General features: G+C 72.9%; 15 protein-coding genes. 6 read left to right on the top strand and 9 right to left on the bottom strand.

Annotated features, from left to right (window positions below; all coding sequences use genetic code 11):
- Positions 1-83: 83 nt before the first annotated feature.
- From ACFYX4_RS13265 to ACFYX4_RS13255, 3 genes are all read right to left on the bottom strand, one after another.
- The gene (locus ACFYX4_RS13265) at positions 84-5,645 is read right to left on the bottom strand and encodes a hypothetical protein (protein ID WP_389330716.1); all 5,562 of its coding nucleotides are present in this window, start codon (positions 5,643-5,645) and stop codon (positions 84-86) included.
- Complete coding sequence (locus tag ACFYX4_RS13260; RefSeq protein ID WP_389330713.1) at positions 5,642-6,070, bottom strand: hypothetical protein; 429 nt, start codon at positions 6,068-6,070, stop codon at positions 5,642-5,644. The genes ACFYX4_RS13265 and ACFYX4_RS13260 overlap by 4 nt, the downstream gene beginning before the upstream one ends.
- A gap of 273 nt (positions 6,071-6,343) precedes the next feature.
- On the bottom strand, positions 6,344-7,519 hold the full coding sequence (locus ACFYX4_RS13255) for an ATP-grasp domain-containing protein (RefSeq protein ID WP_389330710.1): 1,176 nt from the start codon (positions 7,517-7,519) through the stop codon (positions 6,344-6,346).
- Between the two features lie 269 nt (positions 7,520-7,788).
- Between ACFYX4_RS13255 and ACFYX4_RS13250 the strand changes: the two genes are divergently transcribed.
- Positions 7,789-8,649, top strand: coding sequence for a metallophosphoesterase family protein (locus tag ACFYX4_RS13250; protein ID WP_389330707.1), 861 nt, complete (start codon positions 7,789-7,791; stop codon positions 8,647-8,649).
- A complete protein-coding gene (locus tag ACFYX4_RS13245) occupies positions 8,646-9,353 on the top strand; it encodes a 4'-phosphopantetheinyl transferase (protein ID WP_389330704.1) in 708 nt (235 codons plus the stop codon). Before ACFYX4_RS13250 ends, ACFYX4_RS13245 begins: the two co-directional genes overlap by 4 nt.
- 4 nt (positions 9,354-9,357) lie before the next feature.
- Here ACFYX4_RS13245 and ACFYX4_RS13240 read toward each other — a convergent pair whose 3' ends face one another.
- The 3 genes from ACFYX4_RS13240 to ACFYX4_RS13230 form a co-directional block, all read right to left on the bottom strand.
- The gene (locus tag ACFYX4_RS13240) at positions 9,358-9,597 is read right to left on the bottom strand and encodes a hypothetical protein (protein WP_389330702.1); all 240 of its coding nucleotides are present in this window, start codon (positions 9,595-9,597) and stop codon (positions 9,358-9,360) included.
- Positions 9,598-9,867: 270 nt separating this feature from the next.
- Positions 9,868-10,410 (bottom strand): toxin-antitoxin system, toxin component, encoded by a 543-nt coding sequence (locus ACFYX4_RS13235; RefSeq protein WP_389331707.1) that lies wholly within the window; start codon positions 10,408-10,410, stop codon positions 9,868-9,870.
- A gap of 32 nt (positions 10,411-10,442) precedes the next feature.
- A complete protein-coding gene (locus ACFYX4_RS13230; RefSeq protein ID WP_389330699.1) occupies positions 10,443-11,093 on the bottom strand; it encodes a helix-turn-helix domain-containing protein in 651 nt (216 codons plus the stop codon).
- A gap of 230 nt (positions 11,094-11,323) precedes the next feature.
- Between ACFYX4_RS13230 and ACFYX4_RS13225 the strand changes: the two genes are divergently transcribed.
- Positions 11,324-11,989, top strand: coding sequence for a hypothetical protein (locus ACFYX4_RS13225; protein ID WP_389330696.1), 666 nt, complete (start codon positions 11,324-11,326; stop codon positions 11,987-11,989).
- A 72-nt stretch (positions 11,990-12,061) separates the two neighbouring features.
- Here the strand turns inward: ACFYX4_RS13225 and ACFYX4_RS13220 are convergent, their stop codons facing one another.
- The 3 genes from ACFYX4_RS13220 to ACFYX4_RS13210 are packed head-to-tail and all read right to left on the bottom strand — an operon-like array spanning position 12,062 to position 14,342.
- The gene (locus tag ACFYX4_RS13220; protein WP_389330693.1) at positions 12,062-13,072 is read right to left on the bottom strand and encodes a PDR/VanB family oxidoreductase; all 1,011 of its coding nucleotides are present in this window, start codon (positions 13,070-13,072) and stop codon (positions 12,062-12,064) included.
- The gene (locus tag ACFYX4_RS13215; RefSeq protein ID WP_389330690.1) at positions 13,069-13,281 is read right to left on the bottom strand and encodes a hypothetical protein; all 213 of its coding nucleotides are present in this window, start codon (positions 13,279-13,281) and stop codon (positions 13,069-13,071) included. Before ACFYX4_RS13215 ends, ACFYX4_RS13220 begins: the two co-directional genes overlap by 4 nt.
- Complete coding sequence (locus ACFYX4_RS13210; protein WP_389330687.1) at positions 13,278-14,342, bottom strand: Rieske 2Fe-2S domain-containing protein; 1,065 nt, start codon at positions 14,340-14,342, stop codon at positions 13,278-13,280. Before ACFYX4_RS13210 ends, ACFYX4_RS13215 begins: the two co-directional genes overlap by 4 nt.
- A 181-nt stretch (positions 14,343-14,523) precedes the next feature.
- On the opposite strand from ACFYX4_RS13210, the gene ACFYX4_RS13205 reads away from it, so the two are divergent.
- From ACFYX4_RS13205 to ACFYX4_RS13195, 3 genes are all read left to right on the top strand, one after another.
- Positions 14,524-15,039: a VOC family protein gene (locus ACFYX4_RS13205; protein ID WP_389330684.1), complete on the top strand. Its 516-nt coding sequence runs from the start codon at positions 14,524-14,526 to the stop codon at positions 15,037-15,039.
- 202 nt (positions 15,040-15,241) lie between these two features.
- Positions 15,242-17,305 (top strand): phosphocholine-specific phospholipase C, encoded by a 2,064-nt coding sequence (locus tag ACFYX4_RS13200; protein WP_389330681.1) that lies wholly within the window; start codon positions 15,242-15,244, stop codon positions 17,303-17,305.
- A gap of 83 nt (positions 17,306-17,388) precedes the next feature.
- Positions 17,389-18,342, top strand: coding sequence for a phospholipid scramblase-related protein (locus tag ACFYX4_RS13195; protein WP_389330678.1), 954 nt, complete (start codon positions 17,389-17,391; stop codon positions 18,340-18,342).
- Positions 18,343-18,400 lie beyond the last annotated feature (58 nt).

Here is an 18,400-nt window from a genome sequence, read left to right as displayed (position 1 = left end):
CACGCACTCCGCGCCCTGATACACCCCCCGGGAAAAAAACTTTCCGCGCCAGGGGGGAGGGGTCCGGGGCCGAGGTTCGGGGGTCAGGGCCAGGCGGCGGCGATCTCCTCGACCACGTCGAACAGCCGCTCGGGAGTGTCCGGGCCGCCCAGCCGGGTCAGGACGGGGAGCAGGTCGCTGATCCAGGCGAGCGTCTCGGCGCGGGACTTGGCTTCGCAGGCCGTCAACAGCTGGCGCAACGCGGTGTATTGGAGCGACGGGGGCAGGGGGGTGACGAGCGTGCGGAACATGTTCCGGTGTTGCGGGGCGTCGTCCCGGGCCGGGTGGGTCAGTAGAGGCAGTGCTTTGTCGACGACCAGGTCGGGCGGCAACATGTCCTTCAGGCGGTCGAGCAGCGGAACGCATGCATGGCGGATGAAGGGTTCGTCGGGCACGAGGTCCGCTTCTGCCTGGTCCAAGCACGCTTTCATCCACCGGGAGGCCTCGTCGCCGGCGGCGCTGCGGCGGGCCGCCTCGGCGAGCAGGAAGGCGCGGTTCTCGCCGACCAGGGAGGGGAGTTCGTCCCGGAGCCGCTTCCAGTCGACGGCGTCCGCGTGAGGGGCGAGGCAGCGGATCGCCCGGTCGCGGTCCGGGTGGGGCGGGCAGTCGAGAACCGCTCGGACGAGGCGGGTGAGTTGAGGACCGGTCGTCATCGGCGACAGGACGACGACGGACCGGCAGAACGCTGCGTCCGCCAGTTGGGCCCGCAGAAGATCGATCGCTTGTCCGGTCTCGCCCAGGACGTGCAGCCGCTGCGCGACAGCGCGCAGGGCGAGTTCGGCCGTGCCGTAATACAACCTGAGCACACCCGGCACCAAGTCCAGGAGTTCGCCCGGGTCGAAATGCACCAGCGCACCGACATGGCGCCAGAGGTGTGCATCGGCTGTGACCCGGCGGACGATGGCTGCTCGCTGCTCCCTTGTCACCTCGGGCAGTTCGGCCAGCGCGGCGGCGACGATCTCCTCCGGCTGGAGAAGCGGGAGCACATCCAGCAACTCGTCGACCAGCGGCGCGCGTTCGGGTGCCGGTAGCCGTACGGCCAGCGCCAGCAGCACATCGACGAACGCCAACACCCCATCATCCGACCGCTGTCGCCCGGCGAGGGCGTGCGCCTCGGGCAGCAGCGCCGCAGGGAGCGCCGACACGGCCCCGCAGAACGCGGTGGACCACCCGGGCCCCAGCGGTGACAAGGCGAGTCTCTCCAGCGCGAGTCGGGCGTGCCCGTGCTCGGCCATCAACCGGAACACGGTTTCCAGCAGGCGGCCGTCCGGGGCGTGCCCCGCCTCCCAGTGGCCGGCGGCCCGCACGAGCAGGTCTCGGCGGTCCTCGGGGCCCAACTGCGGTACGAGCGCGTCAAGTACGGCAGGGCTCTCCCATGCCGCAGGCGACCGCCTACAGGCGAGCAGGCATCGTTCGAGCAGCGCAGGCCTGCGCTCTCCGATCGCCTGCCGGGCCGTGTCCGCCATCACGGTGAGGGCCGTTTCCTGATCGCCGATGCGCTGCGCGGTCCGCAGCGCATCGCGCAGCATCGCCTGGGCCTCTTCCGGGCCTGCTCGCTGCGACAGCCCTACGAGGAAGATCGTCCTCAGTCGAGGGTCCAGCTCCGGGAGGCGGTCCTTGAGCTGCCCGGCCCGGCCGGACTCGGCGAGCCGGGCGTCCAGGGCGGCGACGGTCCGCTCCTGGGTGGAAGAGGAATGGACGATGTGACGTACCGCTTCGTCGAGGTCGTCGTCGTGGAGGAAGGGCAGCAGGTGCTCCACCCGGCCCGCGTCCGAGAAGAATCCGGACCCGGTCTCCCGGGCGCGGCGCAGGAGCCAGGCCGTGGCGGCGTCCTGTCGCTCGGCGGGCAGCCATCGCACGAGGGGAGGGGCGGCGAGGAAGAGACCGTCGGCCGGCCTCGGGTCGGCCTCCAGGTCGGCCCACGACTCCAGCGCCGCCCGCTGTCTGCGCGGTGCCGGCAGCGCGGCCACGACGGTCGCGGGGACGGGCCTCCAGCCCTGCCGACCGTCGGAGCCGTCCCGGAGACGGGCGAGCAACTCCTCGGCCAGGCCCGGCGGCAGAGCCGTGGCGAGGCGCTGGGCCGCCTGCTCTTCGTATGTGTGCCGCGACAGGATTTCGAGCCAGTCCAGCGAAGCGGCCACCGCCTCCCGCGGGACGTGCGGGAGCACGTCCGCGACTGCCTCGGCGGTGGCCGTGACGCCAGTGATGAACTCGGTGTCCCGCAGGCACGCGAGGGCCCTCTCGGGCTGCTCTTCTTCCAGCAGGCGGCGGGCCAGGGCGCAGGCGGCCGGAGAGGCGAAGCGGTCGGAACGGTTCTGGCCGACAGCCGCGCCCAAGCCGGGCAGGGCTTCGGCCGGTGCTCGGGGGATCAGGGCCGCCAGCGCCTCCAGCCGTGCTTCGGCGGGCGGCAGTTCTTCCGCCAGCACGGCTTCCACGTCCGCATCGGAGCCATGGGTGACGACGGCCTCGACGAAACGGAGGTGGGTTTTCGTGCCTCGCATATGGTTGCCGACCATGGTGAGGGCCATCGCCGTGTGTCCGGCTCTCACAAGTCCGACCAGCGCCCCCTGCCGCTGCTCCTCGTCGGACGAGGCGTCACCGAGGTCCCGCAACACGGTGAGCAGCTCGAACGGCAGTGGCGTACCCGGACTTCGTCGCGCCAGGAGCAGCGCTGACGCCTTGTTCCCGAGGGCCGACCCGCCCCGGGCGAGAAGCGCCGCGCAGGCGGGATCGACGATGTCCGGGGGGAGGTCGGCCGTCACCTGGCGGACCCGCGAGACCAGCCACCACAGCTCCGCGCACGCCGCGAACCGCTCCACCTCGCGCGCCAGATCCCGGAGTTCGTTTCCGGAGAGCCGGTCGCAGTGGGGCAGCAGCAGCCAGGGCCGCTCCTCCGCCTCGGGGACCCGGGCCGCGACGGCGAGCGCGTCCCGTGTCCGGCCCCGGCGCATGTGGACGCCGATGAGCGACCTCAGGGCGCCGACCGCGTACTCCGAGGCGGCCGCGATCTCGACCAGGCCGGGCAGGGCGGAATCGGGCAGCGCGTCGCCCGTCCGCTCCAGGGCGTCCAGCCAGTACGCCTCGCTGCCCGAGGCGTGAGCCTCCTGGAGCGCGCGCACGGCGTGCCGGGCGCGGTGGTCGGGCCGGTCCTCGCTGTCCGCCGCGGCGAGGTAGGCCTTGCATCGCATCAGATGGAGCGGCAGAAGCTCGACGGCGGCCAGCAGCCGCGCACGCGGCTCGCCCCGCACGTGCGCGAGGACGCCCGCGAGGGCATTCGTGCGGGGCCAGGGGTGGCGGAGGGCCACCACCGCGTCTGCGAGCGGGGCGTGCTGACGGTCGGGGAGCCACGGGCCCAGGGCGATCAGCGCGTCCGCGTGATCGGCCGGCCGCGCGCCTTCGTCGGTGGCGGCGGTGTCGTACGCGATGGCGTCCGCGAAGGACTTGGAGGCCTGCTCGACGGCCGCCTTCCGCTTCTCGGCCGAGGGGGGCGCGGACGTCTCCGCCGAGGGAACACGGGGTCGGAAACCGAACGGAAACCACTCCGCGTCGGACAGCCGGCGTTCGAGCGCGCGACGACGATCCTCGGATAGGAACGGGGCGCAGCCCGCCAGCAGCGGCCACCTGTGGTGGTGAGGGCCGGCGACGTCGAGCGTGTCCTCGAAGTCCGCGAGGTCGTCGACGTTCTCCTCCACCCAGCGGCGCACGTCCGCGCGCAGCCCGTCGTCCGCGTACGGCGCGAGCCCGGTGAGGATCGTCGGGAGAACAGGCCCGCACCTGTTCCGGGCGACCTCCCACGCCTCCCGGGCGGCCCCGAGCCGAGCCGCGTGGGGCAGTACCTCACCCTGGAGAGCGTCGCGGCCGCCGGCGATCTCCCCGCCCGCCGCCGCGATCGCCTCCCCGCACACCTCCCGGCGCTGCCGCCCCTCCGGCAGCCGCTCCGCGACGGCCAGCAGCGCCCGCGCCCGGGGATCGGGGTCGGGTATCCGCCGGGCGTGCACCAAAGCCTGCACCGCGCTCCACATACCGCGCTCCACCAGCGCGGACAGCAGTGCCGGCGAGAGGTTGCGGGACTGGTCCACGACGCTGTTCTCCGTCAGGACGCACCGGACCTCCGCTGCGAGGAACGGCACATTCCGCCCCTCGGCGACCGCACGCCCGTTCGCCTCGCCCAGCGCCCGCCGGCACGCCCGTACGTCAGCAAGGAAGCCGCTGTCCGTGCCCTCGACGTACTGCCAGGCCTGCCGCCAGCGCTCGTGCACGAGCGGAAGCCGGTCCTCCGGGCCGGCGGCGACCCGGTCCAGGTGCGTGGACAGGTACTGCACGACGTACGGCGACGCCTCGGCCGGAGTCAGGCTCCCCTCGCGCAGGTCCCGCGCGACCTCGAGGCCGTAGGCGGCGAACCGCCGGTCCAGTCGCCGGGACTCGGCGGCGCCGACGTGCCGTTCGGCCCAGTACTCGCCCAGCCGGGAGTGCGCGAGGGCGTACGAGCGGCCGTCGCCGAGGAGGAAACGGGTGAGCGGGGCCAGCGCGGCCGTGATCGCGTGCGGGGGCAGCTCCGGATCGAGGGCGGTCAGGTCGTCGCGGTCGAGCGGTCCGGCGGCGCGGGAGAACAGCGCCAGCAGCGCACCGACCCGGCGCTCGACCTCCAGCGCGTCGAACGCGCCGTACTGGGCCCGCCACAGCTGCCGCTGCTCCGCCCACCAGCGGTCGAAGTACCCCGCCAGCCCCGGCGGCGTGGCCGCGAGCGCGGTCAGGTCGTCGGGTCTGCCGTCGCGCAGGTGGAGCGAGAGCAGCAGCGGGTCGCCGCCGCTGAGGCGGTGCAACTCGCGGGCGAGAGCGGGCGCGTCGGCGCCGACCAGGTGCAGGACGTCGTCCTCGGTCAGCCCGGACAGGGGCAGCGAGACCGCCCGGCCCGGACCGTCGAGGCCCAGCGTGCGCAGCCAGTCCGCGCCCGTCGGCACGGCGGCGGTCGTGCGGGCCGAGACGACCACCCGCAGCCCCGGCGGCGGAGCGGCGGGCAGCAGGTCCGCCCCGGCCTCCCAGTCGGCCGCCTCGTCCAGCCCGTCCAGGACGACCAGCAGCCGGCGTCCGTCCGGCAGGGGACGCGCCAGATAGTCGGCGACCATCCCGCGCCACACCTCGGCCGGGGCGTGCGAGTCCGACGGCGTCTCGTCGCCGTGGAACCCGGCGAGGCGGGCGGCCAGCGCGGGGAAGAAGACACCGGCCAGGTTGGTGCGGTAGCGGATGCTCGCCGGGACGAACGCCACCGCCTCGCCCCGCGCGAGCAGGGCCCGCGACCAGCGCGCCAGCAGGGCCGACTTGCCCTGCCCGGCCCCCGCGCACAGCAGCAGGCAGGGCGGTGCGCCGGGGTCGGCCAGCCAGGCGTCGAGCAGCTCCGCCTCCCGGCGCCGCCCGCCGAACGGCACGGGCCGGTCCGGGGTCCCGAGGTACTCGACGAGGAAGTTCGCGACGCGCTGGGCGTAGTCCGTGGGCAGGCCGGTGATGCCGCCCAGGAAGTGCTGGTGGACGACGTTCCCGTCACCGACGACCAGCCCCTGTACGGCGTCGGCGGTGACCGTGGTCCGGGGCGGGCCGGGAGCCGTCATTCCCCGCGCGGCGGCGTGCCGGGCGGTGGCGTGCCGAAATGCATCGTGACGTGCTGCTGGTCGCCCTGCGCCAGGCCGTGGACGTCGCCGTCGACCTGGAGGCCGTACTTCTGCACCACGCGGCTCCCGGCGGACAGCCGGACCAGGGCCGCCGCCGCGTCGAGCACCTCGGGGTCCTCGGCCGCTCCGGTCCGCGTCAGCTCGGCGTCGAGCGCGTCGCGCACGGCCGGATCCCGCGGGTCGGCCTCGTAGCGCGCCAGCGCCCGTTCGGCCCGCCGGTCACCGCCGAAGCGCCCCGCGAGCGCCGCGCGCAGCCGGTCGTACGCCCCTCGCGCCGCCGTGCTCGCCGACTCCCGCACCCCTTCGACGGCGCCGCCCGCCGCCCCGGCGGCCAGCGCCCCGAGGATCAAGGACACCGGATCCATGTCGCCCCCGTTCCTTGGCCCGCCCACCGCCGGGCCACGTCGGACGCCCCAGCGTAGACCGGCGGGCAGGCCGCGCGGGACAGTTCCGGCAGACGCAGAGGAAAGGGCTCCAGGCGGGCGAAACGGCTGGGCCGGGCCGACCTCGGAACCTTCCCGGTGCGGACGCGGGGCGCGCCACCCGGGTGCGCGCGGCGCACTGCGCCCCTGCGAGGCTCACCGGTCACCGTGCCCGGCGGTTTCTCCCCGTCCTACGCCGTGCCCGGCGTCCCCGTCCTACGCCGTGGCCGGTGCGGCTGCCGTCGCCGGCGGGGCCGTGGGCGTCGCCGGGGCGGGCTGGGCCGTGTGCTCGGGCTCCGGCTGGGGGGCCGGGGCCGGCAACGCCGGGAGCAGCGCCTCCGTGTCCTCCACGCGCTGGTGCGGCAGCGTCACCGCGCGCAGCGGGCGCGGTCCCGACACCACCGTGTAGTCCTGGCCGAGGAACGGCGGGGCGATCTCCCCGGGGTCCTCGCCCAGCGCCAGCTGCACCGCCGCCCACGGAGCGTTCACCCCGCACAGCGACAGCTGATGGAGTCCACCGGCGGGACGCGTGTTGACGTCCATCAGGACCGGCTGCTCGCCCAGCATCCGGAACTGGATGTTGGACAGGTAGTGCAGCCCGAAGCCCTCGGCGATCCGCCGGGCCGGCTCCAGCCACTGGTCCTGGAGGGTGAACCCGCGGCGGCGGCCGTTCTTGGTGCGGCCGATGGCCATCCGGAGCACGTTGTCGGGACCGGTGAGGCAGTCCACGGACACCTCGGGCTGCTCCAGGCGCGGCATCACCAGCCAGTCCACCTGCTCCTCGGCCTGCTCCAGCGCCGCCACGACCGTGTCCAGCTGGACGTAGGAGCTGGGGAACCCGTTGAGCTGCGTCAGCGAGAACGGCGAACGCGTGATCACGCGGAAGCCCACACCGCCCGCGCCGGACGCCGGCTTGAAGCACGCCCGATAGCCGCCGGCCTCCAACTCCTCGACAGCGGCGACGAGTTGCTCGGCCGTCCGCACCCGCCACCACGGCGGCACCGGAACGCCGATCGCCTGGACCGCCTCGTAGGCGATCACCTTGTCGTGGAAGACGGCGACGGCCTCGGGCGTCGGCGCCAGCAGCGCCGTGCCGACCGCCTCGAAGTCGGCGCGGTGCGCCACGATCGCCGACTGGTGCAGCCGGGGCACGAACACGTCGATGCCGCGACGCGCGCACTGGTCGAGCGCGAACTCGACGTACGCGGCGGGGGACAGGCCCTCCGGCTCCAGGTCGGCGGTGTCGGCGGCGGCCAGGACGGGCGAGTCCGCGTCCCCGTGCGTGGCGTGGATCTCGACCGCGCGATCGTTCGGATTTCTCCGCAGCTGATCCATGAAGAACACGTTCTCCGCGTACGTGCGGTTGAGCCAGACGCGTACGCGAGAGACCATGCAGGCCGCCTTCCGGGGTTCGCGGGCAGGGCGAAGCAGGCCCGGCCCGGGCAGGGGAAATGGAGGGACACCAAACCGCCCTGCGCGAAGGGAGGTTCGAGGCGGTGGTGTTGGGGCGATCATACGGCTTCGAAGGGGTGCCGCGTGCAACGCGGATGTTACGGATTTTCCGATCTTGTTCACGGCGGACGCCGGGTCGGGTAAGGATGGACTGTCGTGCGGTCTTCCGGCGGGCACGGCGCACAGGGCGAGCGGAGCGGGGGCGCGAGGTGACGGCGACGGCCGGTGGAGCCGGGCAGCTGCTGGCCATCAGCGATCTCCACATCGGCTATCCGGAGAACCGAGCACTGGTCGAGCGCATGGTCCCGGAGTCGGACGACGACTGGCTGCTCGTCGCCGGGGACGTCTCGGAGAGCGTGGCCGACATCCGCTGGGCGCTGCGCACGCTCGCCGGCCGGTTCCGCAAGGTCCTCTGGGCGCCCGGCAACCACGAACTGTGGACCCACCCCGAGGACCCCGTCACCCTGCGGGGCGTCGCCCGCTACGAGCACCTGATCGAGGTCTGCCGCGAGCTGGGCGTGACGACCCCCGAGGACCCCTACCCGGTGTGGGAGGGCCCCGGCGGCCCGGTCGCCGTCGCCCCGCTGTTCCTCTTGTACGACTACTCGTTCCTGCCGGCCGGCTGCGCCACCAAGGACGAGGGCCTGGCCTACGCGCACGCCACGGGCGTCGTCTGCAACGACGAGCACCTGCTGCACCCCGACCCGTACCCGACCCGCGAGGACTGGTGCCGGGCCCGCGTCGCCGAGACCGAACGCCGGCTCGCCGCCCTCCCGGCCGACCTGCCCACGGTCCTCGTCAACCACTACCCGCTGGACCGGCACCCCACGGACGTCCTGTGGTACCCCGAGTTCGCCATGTGGTGCGGGACCCGGCTCACCGCGGACTGGCACCGCCGGTTCCGCGTGACGACCATGGTCTACGGTCATCTGCACATCCCCCGCACCACCTGGCACGAAGGCGTCCGCTTCGAGGAGGTGTCGGTGGGCTACCCCCGCGAGTGGCGCGACCGCCCGCGACCGCCCGGCCGACTGCGCCGGATCCTGCCGAGTGAGGACCACGCCCCGTGATCGACAAGCTGCTCCCGGACACCGTCGTCGTCGTGGAGGCGTACGGCGACGAAGGCGTCCGGGAGTTCGGCGAGGGGCCGCTGTACCCCGAGGAGGAGGCGCTCGTCGCGCGCGCCGTCCTCAAGCGCCGCCGCGAGTTCACCGTCGTACGCTCCTGCGCCCGGCGCGCCATGGAGAAGCTCGGCGTGCCGGCGCAGCCGGTGCTGCCCGGCGAGCGCGGCGCGCCCCGGTGGCCGGACGGGCTGACCGGCAGCATGACCCACTGCGAGGACTACGGCGCCGCGGCCCTCGTCCGGGCGACCGAGCTGGCCTCCCTCGGCATCGACGCCGAACCGCACGAACCGCTGCCCGAAGGCGTGCTGGCCGCCGTCGCCCTGCCGGCGGAGACCGAACGCCTGCGCAGGCTGGCCGCGGACCGCCCCGGGATCCACTGGGACCGGCTGCTGTTCAGCGCGAAGGAGTCCGTCTACAAGGCGTGGTTCCCCCTCACCCGGAAGTGGCTCGACTTCAACGAGGCCGACATCGACATCGACGCCGGCCCCACGACGGGCGCCGAGCCCCGGGGCACGTTCCGGGCCCGTCTCCTCGTCCCCGGCCCGCTGGTCGGGGAGCGGCGGCTCACGCACTTCGACGGCCGCTGGACGGTGGGGCGCGGTCTGGCGGCGACGGCGGTCACGGTGCCGCCGCCCGCCGCGAGCCGGTAGCCCGTCACGACGGCGGACACCAGTGCCGGAGCAGACGGAAGAACTCCTCCTCGTTGCCCGTCAGCCCCGCCTCGGCCAGCGCCTGTTCCGCCTCGGCCAGGACGGCGGGCGGGACCACCGGGGGACGGCGGGCGTGCGGCGGGTCGGAGGTCTCCTCGCCGAAGGCGGCTCGGACGGTGTGCAGCAGCCGCAGGTAGGCCTGGACGGCGGTGCGCTCGCGGTCGGTCAGTACGGCAGTGGGCATCGGTCGGCTCTCCCCGTGTCGGCGTCGACTCCTCCGCGCCGGACGGCGCGCACGCCACCGCGCGGCGACGCACCCTCCAGCTTGCCGCCCCCCACTGACAATCCGGCTCCGCCCCGCATCGGTTCGCCCGCTTGGGGCCTGTCCGGCGGATCACGTCGCGGACGCGGGGCTCGGCACGCCCGTCTGCGGCGCACCGAGCCCCGCTGCGCAGGCGCGCCGGTGACGGGACGCCGGTCGCTCGACGCCGGTGACGGGGGGCCGGGCCGACGCTCAGTTCGCGCCGCGGTCCTGGGGGCCCAGGTAGCCGAGGGCCGCCTCGATGCGGCCGGCCAGGTGGTCGCGCTGGCCGCGGCCGCGGGGCTGGGAACCCACCAGCCAGGTGCGGCACTTGCTGGCCAGCAGCAGGCCGAAGCGTTCGGCGTCCCGTTCGTCGGCCTCGTCGAAGCGCGTGCGCGCGGCCACCTTCCTGACCGTCGCCTGGAGGTCGGCCCCGTCGTTGAGTAAACGGGCCGCAACGGCGGCGCCCTCGACGTGATGACTGCAATGCCCGGCCTTCATGTGCCACAGCTCGTGCCCGAGGATCACCAACTGGTGGTCGGGCGCGGTGCGTTCCTCGACGACGACGAGATCCTGGTCGGCCATGTCGAGCCACAGCCCGCTGGCCGTGCCCGGCGGGAAGGGGGCCGTACGGAAGTGGACGGGACGGCCACGGCGTCTGCTCATGCCGTCGCACAGGGCGGTGTACAGGTCGGCCGGGGCGGCGGGGGCCGGGAGGGTCAGCTCCGCGACCAGCTCGTCGCACAGGCGGCGCATGTCCTTGCTGATGCCCACAGTTCTCCCCCGGATCACGACTCGGGCCGCTTCACGCTCTCCAAGAGCATGTCCAGCCACTCGGCGACCTTGTCGCGGTGCTGGTCGGTGGGCAGCTGCGCGGCCCGCCAGGCGATCCCGCGCACCCCGTGGTCCTGGAGCAGCCGCTCCAAGGGGTCCTCGGCGGCAGCGGCCGCCTCCCGCGCGGCGAGCTTCTGGAGCAGCTCCTGCTCGGTGCGCTGGAGGGCGCCGGCGAGCGCCTCGGGGTCCTCCGCCGTCAGGAAGCCGGCGTGCACATGGAAGAACCGCTGGATGGCGTCGCAGTGCTCCATCGTGGGACGGCGGTCGCCGTTGATGAGGGCGCCCGCCTGCTGCCGGGACATGCCGGCGCCGTCGGCGATCTCCTGCTGGGTGTATCTGCGCCCGTTGGGCTTGAGCCGGGTGCGGCGCAGCAGGTCCAGACGTTGCAGGAAGCGGGCCTGGATGTCCGGCTCGCCCGCCGGCCGGCCGCTCAGCAGGGCCTTGACCACCGACTCGGGCACCCCGGAGGCGACGGACAGCCGACCGGTGTCGAAGACCTCCGCGTGCGGCACGCCGACCCGGTCGGCGAGCGCGGCGACACGTGAGACGACGGCCGACAGCAGAACCGTCGCCGTGGCGCCCGGAACCTCGAAGCCATCCGTCACCGACAGGTCTCCTACGTCTCTCACGACCCTCTCACAGGCACAGGCGAATCGCCGTGAACTGACCGGAGAGTAGCGGGTCCTTCGAACTCACATCCATACATCGCCACAACTGTGGCCTATTTCAGCCGTCAACGACGGCCGAATGCCACGATAGTTGACACGCCTCGCGTCGGGGCACCAGGATCGGGGCGCCGCTTGAAGGCGGCAGAGGCAAGAGGGGTGACCTCCCGATGGCATATCAGGCAGGAGGGCAGCGGCCGGCACCGCGGCCCGTCCCCGAGAGTCCTCAGGCCCAGGCCTATCTCCAGGACTACGACGCCTACTTGGAAGCCGTCTCCTTCCCGTCCGTCGTACTGGACCACCGCTGGGACGTCGTCCTCGCCAACACAGCTTTCCGGACACTTTTCCGGGACGTGAGCCCGCACCCGACGGCCCTTCCGGACGACAACTTCCTCCGGTTCGTCCTCTTCCACCCCGACGCGGCCGCGGTCCTCGGCGACCACGAGGCGAGCTGGTGCCTGCCGATGCTGGCCCAACTCGCGGCGGCACTCGAACGATACGGCCACGACCCCGCGCTCCAGGCGATCCGCCGTGACATCGCCCAGGACCCGATCATGGAGGCCGCCTACCGGCAGGGCCTGCCGCACTGGGTCCGCGCGGTCGGCGCGGACGCCGTCGAACACGACGGAGCCGTCCGCTCCCTGTTCCACCCCGACCCTCGCTGGGGCGCCACCCGGTGCCGTATCGTCGACGAGACGCCGAGGACCCTCGAGGACATGGGGTACACCCGGCTGACGATGGTGCTGCGCGAGGCCCCCGCGCCCGCGCCCCGCAGGGCCCGCCGCCCCCGCCGCACCGCGGGACACCTCAGCGTGGTTCCCGCCCCCGAGGCCTGACCGGGCACCGCCGGCGTTCAGGTCGCCGACGGCGCCCGGGCGGGCCGTCACTCCAGCGGGCCCGGCGCGTGCCTAGAGATCCAGGACCAGTCGCTTCCCCCGGCACCGCGACACGCAGATCATCATCGTCTCCCCGGCCTCCCGCTCCTGCGGGCTCAGCACCGAGTCGCGGTGGTCCGGGGTGCCCTCCAGCACGTCGGTCTCACAGGTGCCGCACGTCCCCTCGGAGCAGGAGAACAGCACCTCGACCCCGGCGGAGCGGACGGCGTCCAGCACGGAGACTCCCGCCGCGACGGACACCGTACGGCCGCTCTGCGCCAACTCGACCTCGAACTCCCCGTCCTCGCCGACCGGTTGCTCCTTGGGCTGGAACCGTTCGACGTGCAACGCCCCGGACGGACACCGGTCCTCGACCGCGTCGAGCAGCGCGCCCGGACCGCAGCAGTACACCAACGCCCCCTCGGGCAGCCCGTCCAGCACGGCCCCGAGGTCGAGCAGCCCGCACTCGTCCTGCGGGGCGAGCGTGACCCGGTCGCCGTAGCGCGCCAACTCCTCGGCGAACGCCATGGAGTCGCGGGAGCGTCCGCCGTAGAGCAGGGTCCACTCGGCGCCCGCCGCCTCGGCCGCCGCGAGCATCGGGAGGATCGGGGTGATGCCGATGCCGCCCGCGATGAAGCGGTAGCGGGGTGCCGGCCGCAGGGCGAAGTGGTTGCGCGGACCGCGCACCCGCACCCGGTGCCCCGGCCTCAACCGCTCGTGGACGTAGGCGGATCCGCCGCGCCCGGCCGGCTCCCGCAGCACCGCGACCCGCCATGCGTCCCGGTCCGCCGGGTCGCCGCACAGCGAGTACTGGCGCTCCAGCTCCGGACCGAGGACGAGATCGACGTGCGCGCCCGGCTCCCAGCCGGGCAGCGGCTCGCCCAGCGGGTGGCGCAGGGTGAGCGCGAGGACGCCGTCGGCCGCCGACTCCGCCTCGGCGACGACGAGTTCGGCCTCGTACACGGCAGTGGCCGACGTGGCCGACGTAGTTGTCGTGGCCGCCGTGGCGCTCGTCGAGGTCGTCGCCGTGGTCACGGTCGTCATGAGTCGCTCCCTCCTGCCCCGGCTTCCGGGCGGTGGCCTTCGGGGTGATGGCCTTCGGGGTGGTGGCCGTCGGGGTGGCCGAGCATCCACTCCCACATCTCGATCGGGTCCTGGGACGCGTGCTCGGCGCCGCAGTGACAGGTGCCGTGCAGGACGTCGGTGCCCGGCAGCCAGTCGATGCGGTAGATCTCGCCCGTCGGGCTGCTCACAGCACCCGCTCCACCGGCTTGTCGCCCTCCTCGACCAGCCGGGCGAGGATACGGCGCGCGGCCAGGCCGCCGGTGTCGATGTTGATGCTCAGCTCCTGGTAGCCGGTGCGCTCGGTGCCGAGCGTCCGCTGGAGCAGGTTGAGCGCGTCGACGTCCTGCATGACCACCGTGTGGTTGTTGGCCCGCAGGAACTCGGTGACCTCGTCGTCGTCCGTCGCCCAGTCCCGCGAGACCATCCAGAAGTCGTACACCTTCCCGTCGGTCGACGGGGTGATCGCGTAGGTCACCTCGGTGTGGAAGCCGCCCGGGTCGCTGCCGTCCGCCTCGGGCAGCACGCCCACCGGGGCGACCCGGCTGTGCAGCAGATAGAGGCAGGGCGCGTGGTACTCGATGTCCTGCCAGCGGGTGATCCGGCTGTCTATGCCCGTCGAGCGGGCGTAGAACGGCGGGCACTCGGCGTCGTCCATGTGCCGGCTCACCCGCACGATGCCCGCGCCCTCGTCCACCTCGGTGGTGATCGGCGTCTCGGCGACCTCGGGGGTGCCGATGTACCCGCCGTGCAGATAGGTCTCGTGGGACAGGTCGAGCAGGTTGTCGACGAGCAGCCCGTAGTCGGCGTCGATGGGCTCCATCCCGCGCACGGTGGTCCAGCCGGGGGAGTCGAGGTGACGGGCGCGCGGGATGCCCTGCGGGTCGGCGAGCGCGGGGTCGCCGATCCACACCCAGATCAGGGAGTCCTGCTCCACCACCGGGTACGAGGCGACCCGCGCGGTGCGCGGGATGCGTTTCTGCCCCGGCACGTACACGCACGCGCCGGTCGTGTCGTACGTGAAGCCGTGGTAGCCGCACACGATCCGGTCGCCGTCGAGACCGCTCTCCGACAGCGGGTAGCGGCGGTGCACACAGCGGTCGTGCAGCGCGACCGGCGTACCCTCGCCCTCGGTGCGGTAGAAGACGAGCGGCTCACCGAGGATCGTCCGGCCGAGCAGCTCACGCCCGACCTCGTGACTGTAGGCGGCGACGTACCACTGGTTCCTGGCGAAGGCGGTCGTGTGCGGCATGGATGCGGCTCCCGTCTGTCTGCGGTGGTGGCATCGTCCGGAAGGGCGTCACCGTGCCGCAACACCGCTTCCGCCTCGCGGAAGGCATTTGGCGAACCGCCTGGTCACGGGGTCCGAGACGATTGGTTTCTGCGATGCTGATCCCGCGGGGACCCACCCGCGTCGCCACCCGAGGAGTCAGATGTCCACGCCGAAGGAAGAAGCGCAGCCCGACCGTTCGGCCCTCGAGGCGCAGCGGCAGCGGATCCGGGACCGCCATCTGCGGCCGAGCGGATCACGTCCCGCCTCGTCCGCCCGGGGGCTCCACCACACCGCCCTGATCAGCGGCGACGTCGAGCGGACCGTGCGCTTCTACCAGGACCTGCTGGAGTTCCCGCTGACCGAGCTGATCGAGAACCGGGACTATCCCGGCTCCTCCCACTTCTTCTTCGACATCGGCAACGGCAACCTGCTCGCCTTCTTCGACTTCCCCGGCCTCGACGTCGGCCCCTACGCCGAAGTGCTGGGCGGACTGCACCACATGGCCATCTCCGTCGAGCCCGACCGCTGGCGCCGGCTCGTCGACAAGCTCGCCGAGGCGGGCGTCGACCACGTCGTGCACAGCGAGGTGTCCGTCTACTTCCGCGACCCCGACGGCGCCCGCATCGAGCTCATCGCCGACCCGCTGGGGGAGATGTACGGCACCGAGGTGCTGTAATCCGTTTGTTGCGGCGGCTCTTGAGCCTCGCGAGGCGGGCGGGGGTTCTCGGTCGTCCGGCGGACTTCCCGCCCGCCCCGCCCGCACCCCCCGTACCGTCGAGCTTCACGCGGACGCCACCCGGCTCTTCCCCCGCGTTCCGGGCGGAGTTGGAACACTCCTTGCGCGCGCATTCCGTCGCCCACCGGGAGGTCCCCCAGCCATGTCCGACGTCAACCGGCGCAGATTCCTCCAGATCGCGGGCGCCACCACGGCGTTCAGCGCCCTGTCGAGCAGCATCGAGCGTGCCGCCGCCCTCCCCGCCCACCACCGCACGGGCACCATCGAGGACGTCGAGCACATCGTCGTCCTGATGCAGGAGAACCGCTCGTTCGACCACTACTTCGGCACGCTCAGGGGCGTACGCGGCTTCGGCGACCCCCATCCGGTCACGCTCGCCGACGGCAGACCGGTGTGGCACCAGCCGAACAGCGCCTCGGGTGACGCCAAGGACGTGCTGCCCTTCCACCCGACCGCCGACGACCTCGGCATGCAGTTCCTCGAAGGCCTGCCGCACAGCTGGCCCGACGGCCAAGCCGCCTACAACGGCGGCCGTTACGACCGCTGGGTCCCCGCCAAGGGCACCACGACCATGGCCTATCTGACCCGCGAGGACATCCCCTTCCACTACGCCCTCGCCGACCGGTTCACCGTCTGCGACGCCTATCACTGCTCCTTCATCGGCTCCACCGACCCCAACCGCTACTACATGTGGACCGGCCACACCGGAAACGACGGCCGGGGCGGCGGACCCGTCATGGGGAACGACGAACTCGGCTACGACTGGACGACCTACCCCGAGCGCCTGGAGAAGGCGGGCGTCTCCTGGAAGATCTACCAGGACATCGGCGACGGCCTCGACGCCAAGGGCTCCTGGGGCTGGATCCAGGACGCCTACCGCGGCAACTACGGCGACAACTCCCTGCTGTACTTCAACAAGTACCGCAACGCCCGGCCCGGCGACCCCCTCTACGACAAGGCCCGCACCGGCACCGACGTCAAGAACGGCGACGGCTACTTCGATCTGCTGCGCGCCGACGTCAAGGCGGGCAAGCTGCCGCAGGTCTCCTATATCGCCGCCCCGGAAGCGTTCTCCGAGCACTCCAACTGGCCCTCCAACTACGGCGCGTGGTACATCGCGCAGGTTCTGGACGCGCTCACCTCCAACCCGGCGGTGTGGGCGAAGACGGCCCTGTTCATCACCTACGACGAGAACGACGGCTTCTTCGACCACCTGGTGCCGCCGCTGCCGCCCGCCTCCGCCGACCGGGGCCGCTCCACCGTCGACGTCACCCTGGACCTGTTCCCGGGCAGCCCGACCCATGTCGCCGGCCCCTACGGGCTCGGACCGCGCGTCCCGATGCTCGTCATCTCCCCCTGGAGCAAGGGCGGTTACGTCTGCTCCGAGACGCTCGACCACACCTCGATCGTCCGGTTCATGGAGCGCCGCTTCGGTGTGCGCGAGCCGAACATCTCGCCCTGGCGGCGCGCCGTCTGCGGTGATCTGACCTCGGCCTTCGACTTCTCCCGCAAGGACGCAGGGCCGGTCGCGCTGCCCGACACCGACGCCTACGAGCCCCCGGACCGCGAGCGTCACCCCGACTACCGGCCCACCCCGCCCGCCGAGGGCGTCCTGCCCCGGCAGGAGCCCGGCCTGCGCCGCACCCGTCCGCTCAAGTACGCGCCGGCCGTGGACGGTTCGGCCGACCCTGCGGCCGGCACGCTGACGCTGACCTTCGCCTCGGGGGCGAAGGCCGGCGCCGCGTTCCTGGTCACGTCCGGCAACCGGGGCGACGGGCCCTGGAACTACACCGCCGAGGCCGGCAAGAAGATCTCCGACACCTGGAACTCCGCGTACTCCGGCGGCTCCCACGATCTGACCGTGCACGGGCCCAACGGCTTCCTGCGCGTCTTCCAGGGCCCCGGGGCGACGGCAGGACCGGAGGTCGTCGCCCGTCATGTGGGCGACGGTCTTGAGCTGACCTTCACCAACAGGGGCTCCCACACGGCCGAGTTGAAGGTGGCGGACGGCTACGGCGGGCGGACGACGACGGTGCGGGTGCGGGTCGGGGCCGTCCTGAAGCGGACCGTCGACCTGAGGGCGAGCCGGCGTTGGTACGACCTCACCGTCACCTCGGTCGCCGACCCCTCCTTCCGGCGGCGGTTCGCCGGCCACGTGGAGAACGGGCGGCCCGGCGTCAGCGACCCGGCCATCGCGACGGAATGAACGCAATGGGAGGGTAAAAGGCCGGTGAACACCGCATCGTGGGGGCTGGTCAGGTCCGGGTGGGGCCGGGGTAGTGTGCCCCGGTGACCACGCATTCGAACACACCTGCAGGTTGGTACCCGGATCCGCACGGGGCGGCGCAGACCCTGCGCTACTGGGACGGCTCCCGCTGGACGGAGCACACCCACGCCGACCAGCAGGCGCAGGCCCAGGCCCCGGCGCAGGCCCAGGCCCAGGCCGTGGCGCAGGCGCCGGCTCACCCCGTGGGCCAGGCGCCGGCCCAGCCCCAGCATCAGCCCCACCCTCAGTCCCACGCTCAGCCCCAGCCCCAGCCCCAGCCTCTGCCGCAGGTGCCGGCGCAGCCCGCCGGTCCCGACCCGCGGGTGCAGCGCCAGGTGCAGCAGCAGGCCGGGGTCGTGGCGGGCGGCTCCGGCGGCGGGACGCTGTTCAGCGAGCCGGTGCTGGTGGTGAACCAGAAGGCCAAGCTGATCGAGCTGACCAACGAGTACAAGGTCATGGACCAGCAGGGCAACCAGCTCGGTTCGGTCGTCCAGGTCGGGCAGAGCGCGCTGCGGAAGGTGCTGCGCTTCCTCGCGAGCGTCGACCAGTTCCTGACGCACAAGCTGGAGATCCGGGACGCCTACGGGCAGCCCGTGCTGCTGCTGACCCGGCCGCGGAAGTTCCTCAAGTCACGGGTGATCGTCACGCGTCCCGACGGGCAGCAGGTCGGCGAGATCGTCCAGCAGAACGTCTTCGGGAAGATCAACTTCGCGATGAACGCGAACGGGCAGCGGATAGGAGCGATCAAGGCGGAGAACTGGCGGGCCTGGAACTTCGCGATCGTCGACCACGCGGACAACGAGGTCGCCCGGATCACCAAGACCTGGGAAGGCCTCGCCAAGACCCTGTTCACGACGGCGGACAACTACGTCCTCCAGGTCCACTACCAACTCCCCGACCCCCTCCTGAGCCTGGTCGTGGCCACGGCCCTGACGGTCGACACGGCTCTGAAGCAGGACTCCCGCGGCCTGGGCTGAGCTCGGACCCGGGCTGAGCTCCGGCCTGGGCCGAGCTCCTGCCCGTCCGCCCTTGCCC

The organism is Streptomyces sp. NPDC002328, assembly GCF_042890065.1.
GTDB lineage: Bacteria > Actinomycetota > Actinomycetes > Streptomycetales > Streptomycetaceae > Streptomyces.
Note: the sequence above shows the minus strand (reverse complement) of the source record. Positions and strands in the feature narration are given on the sequence as shown.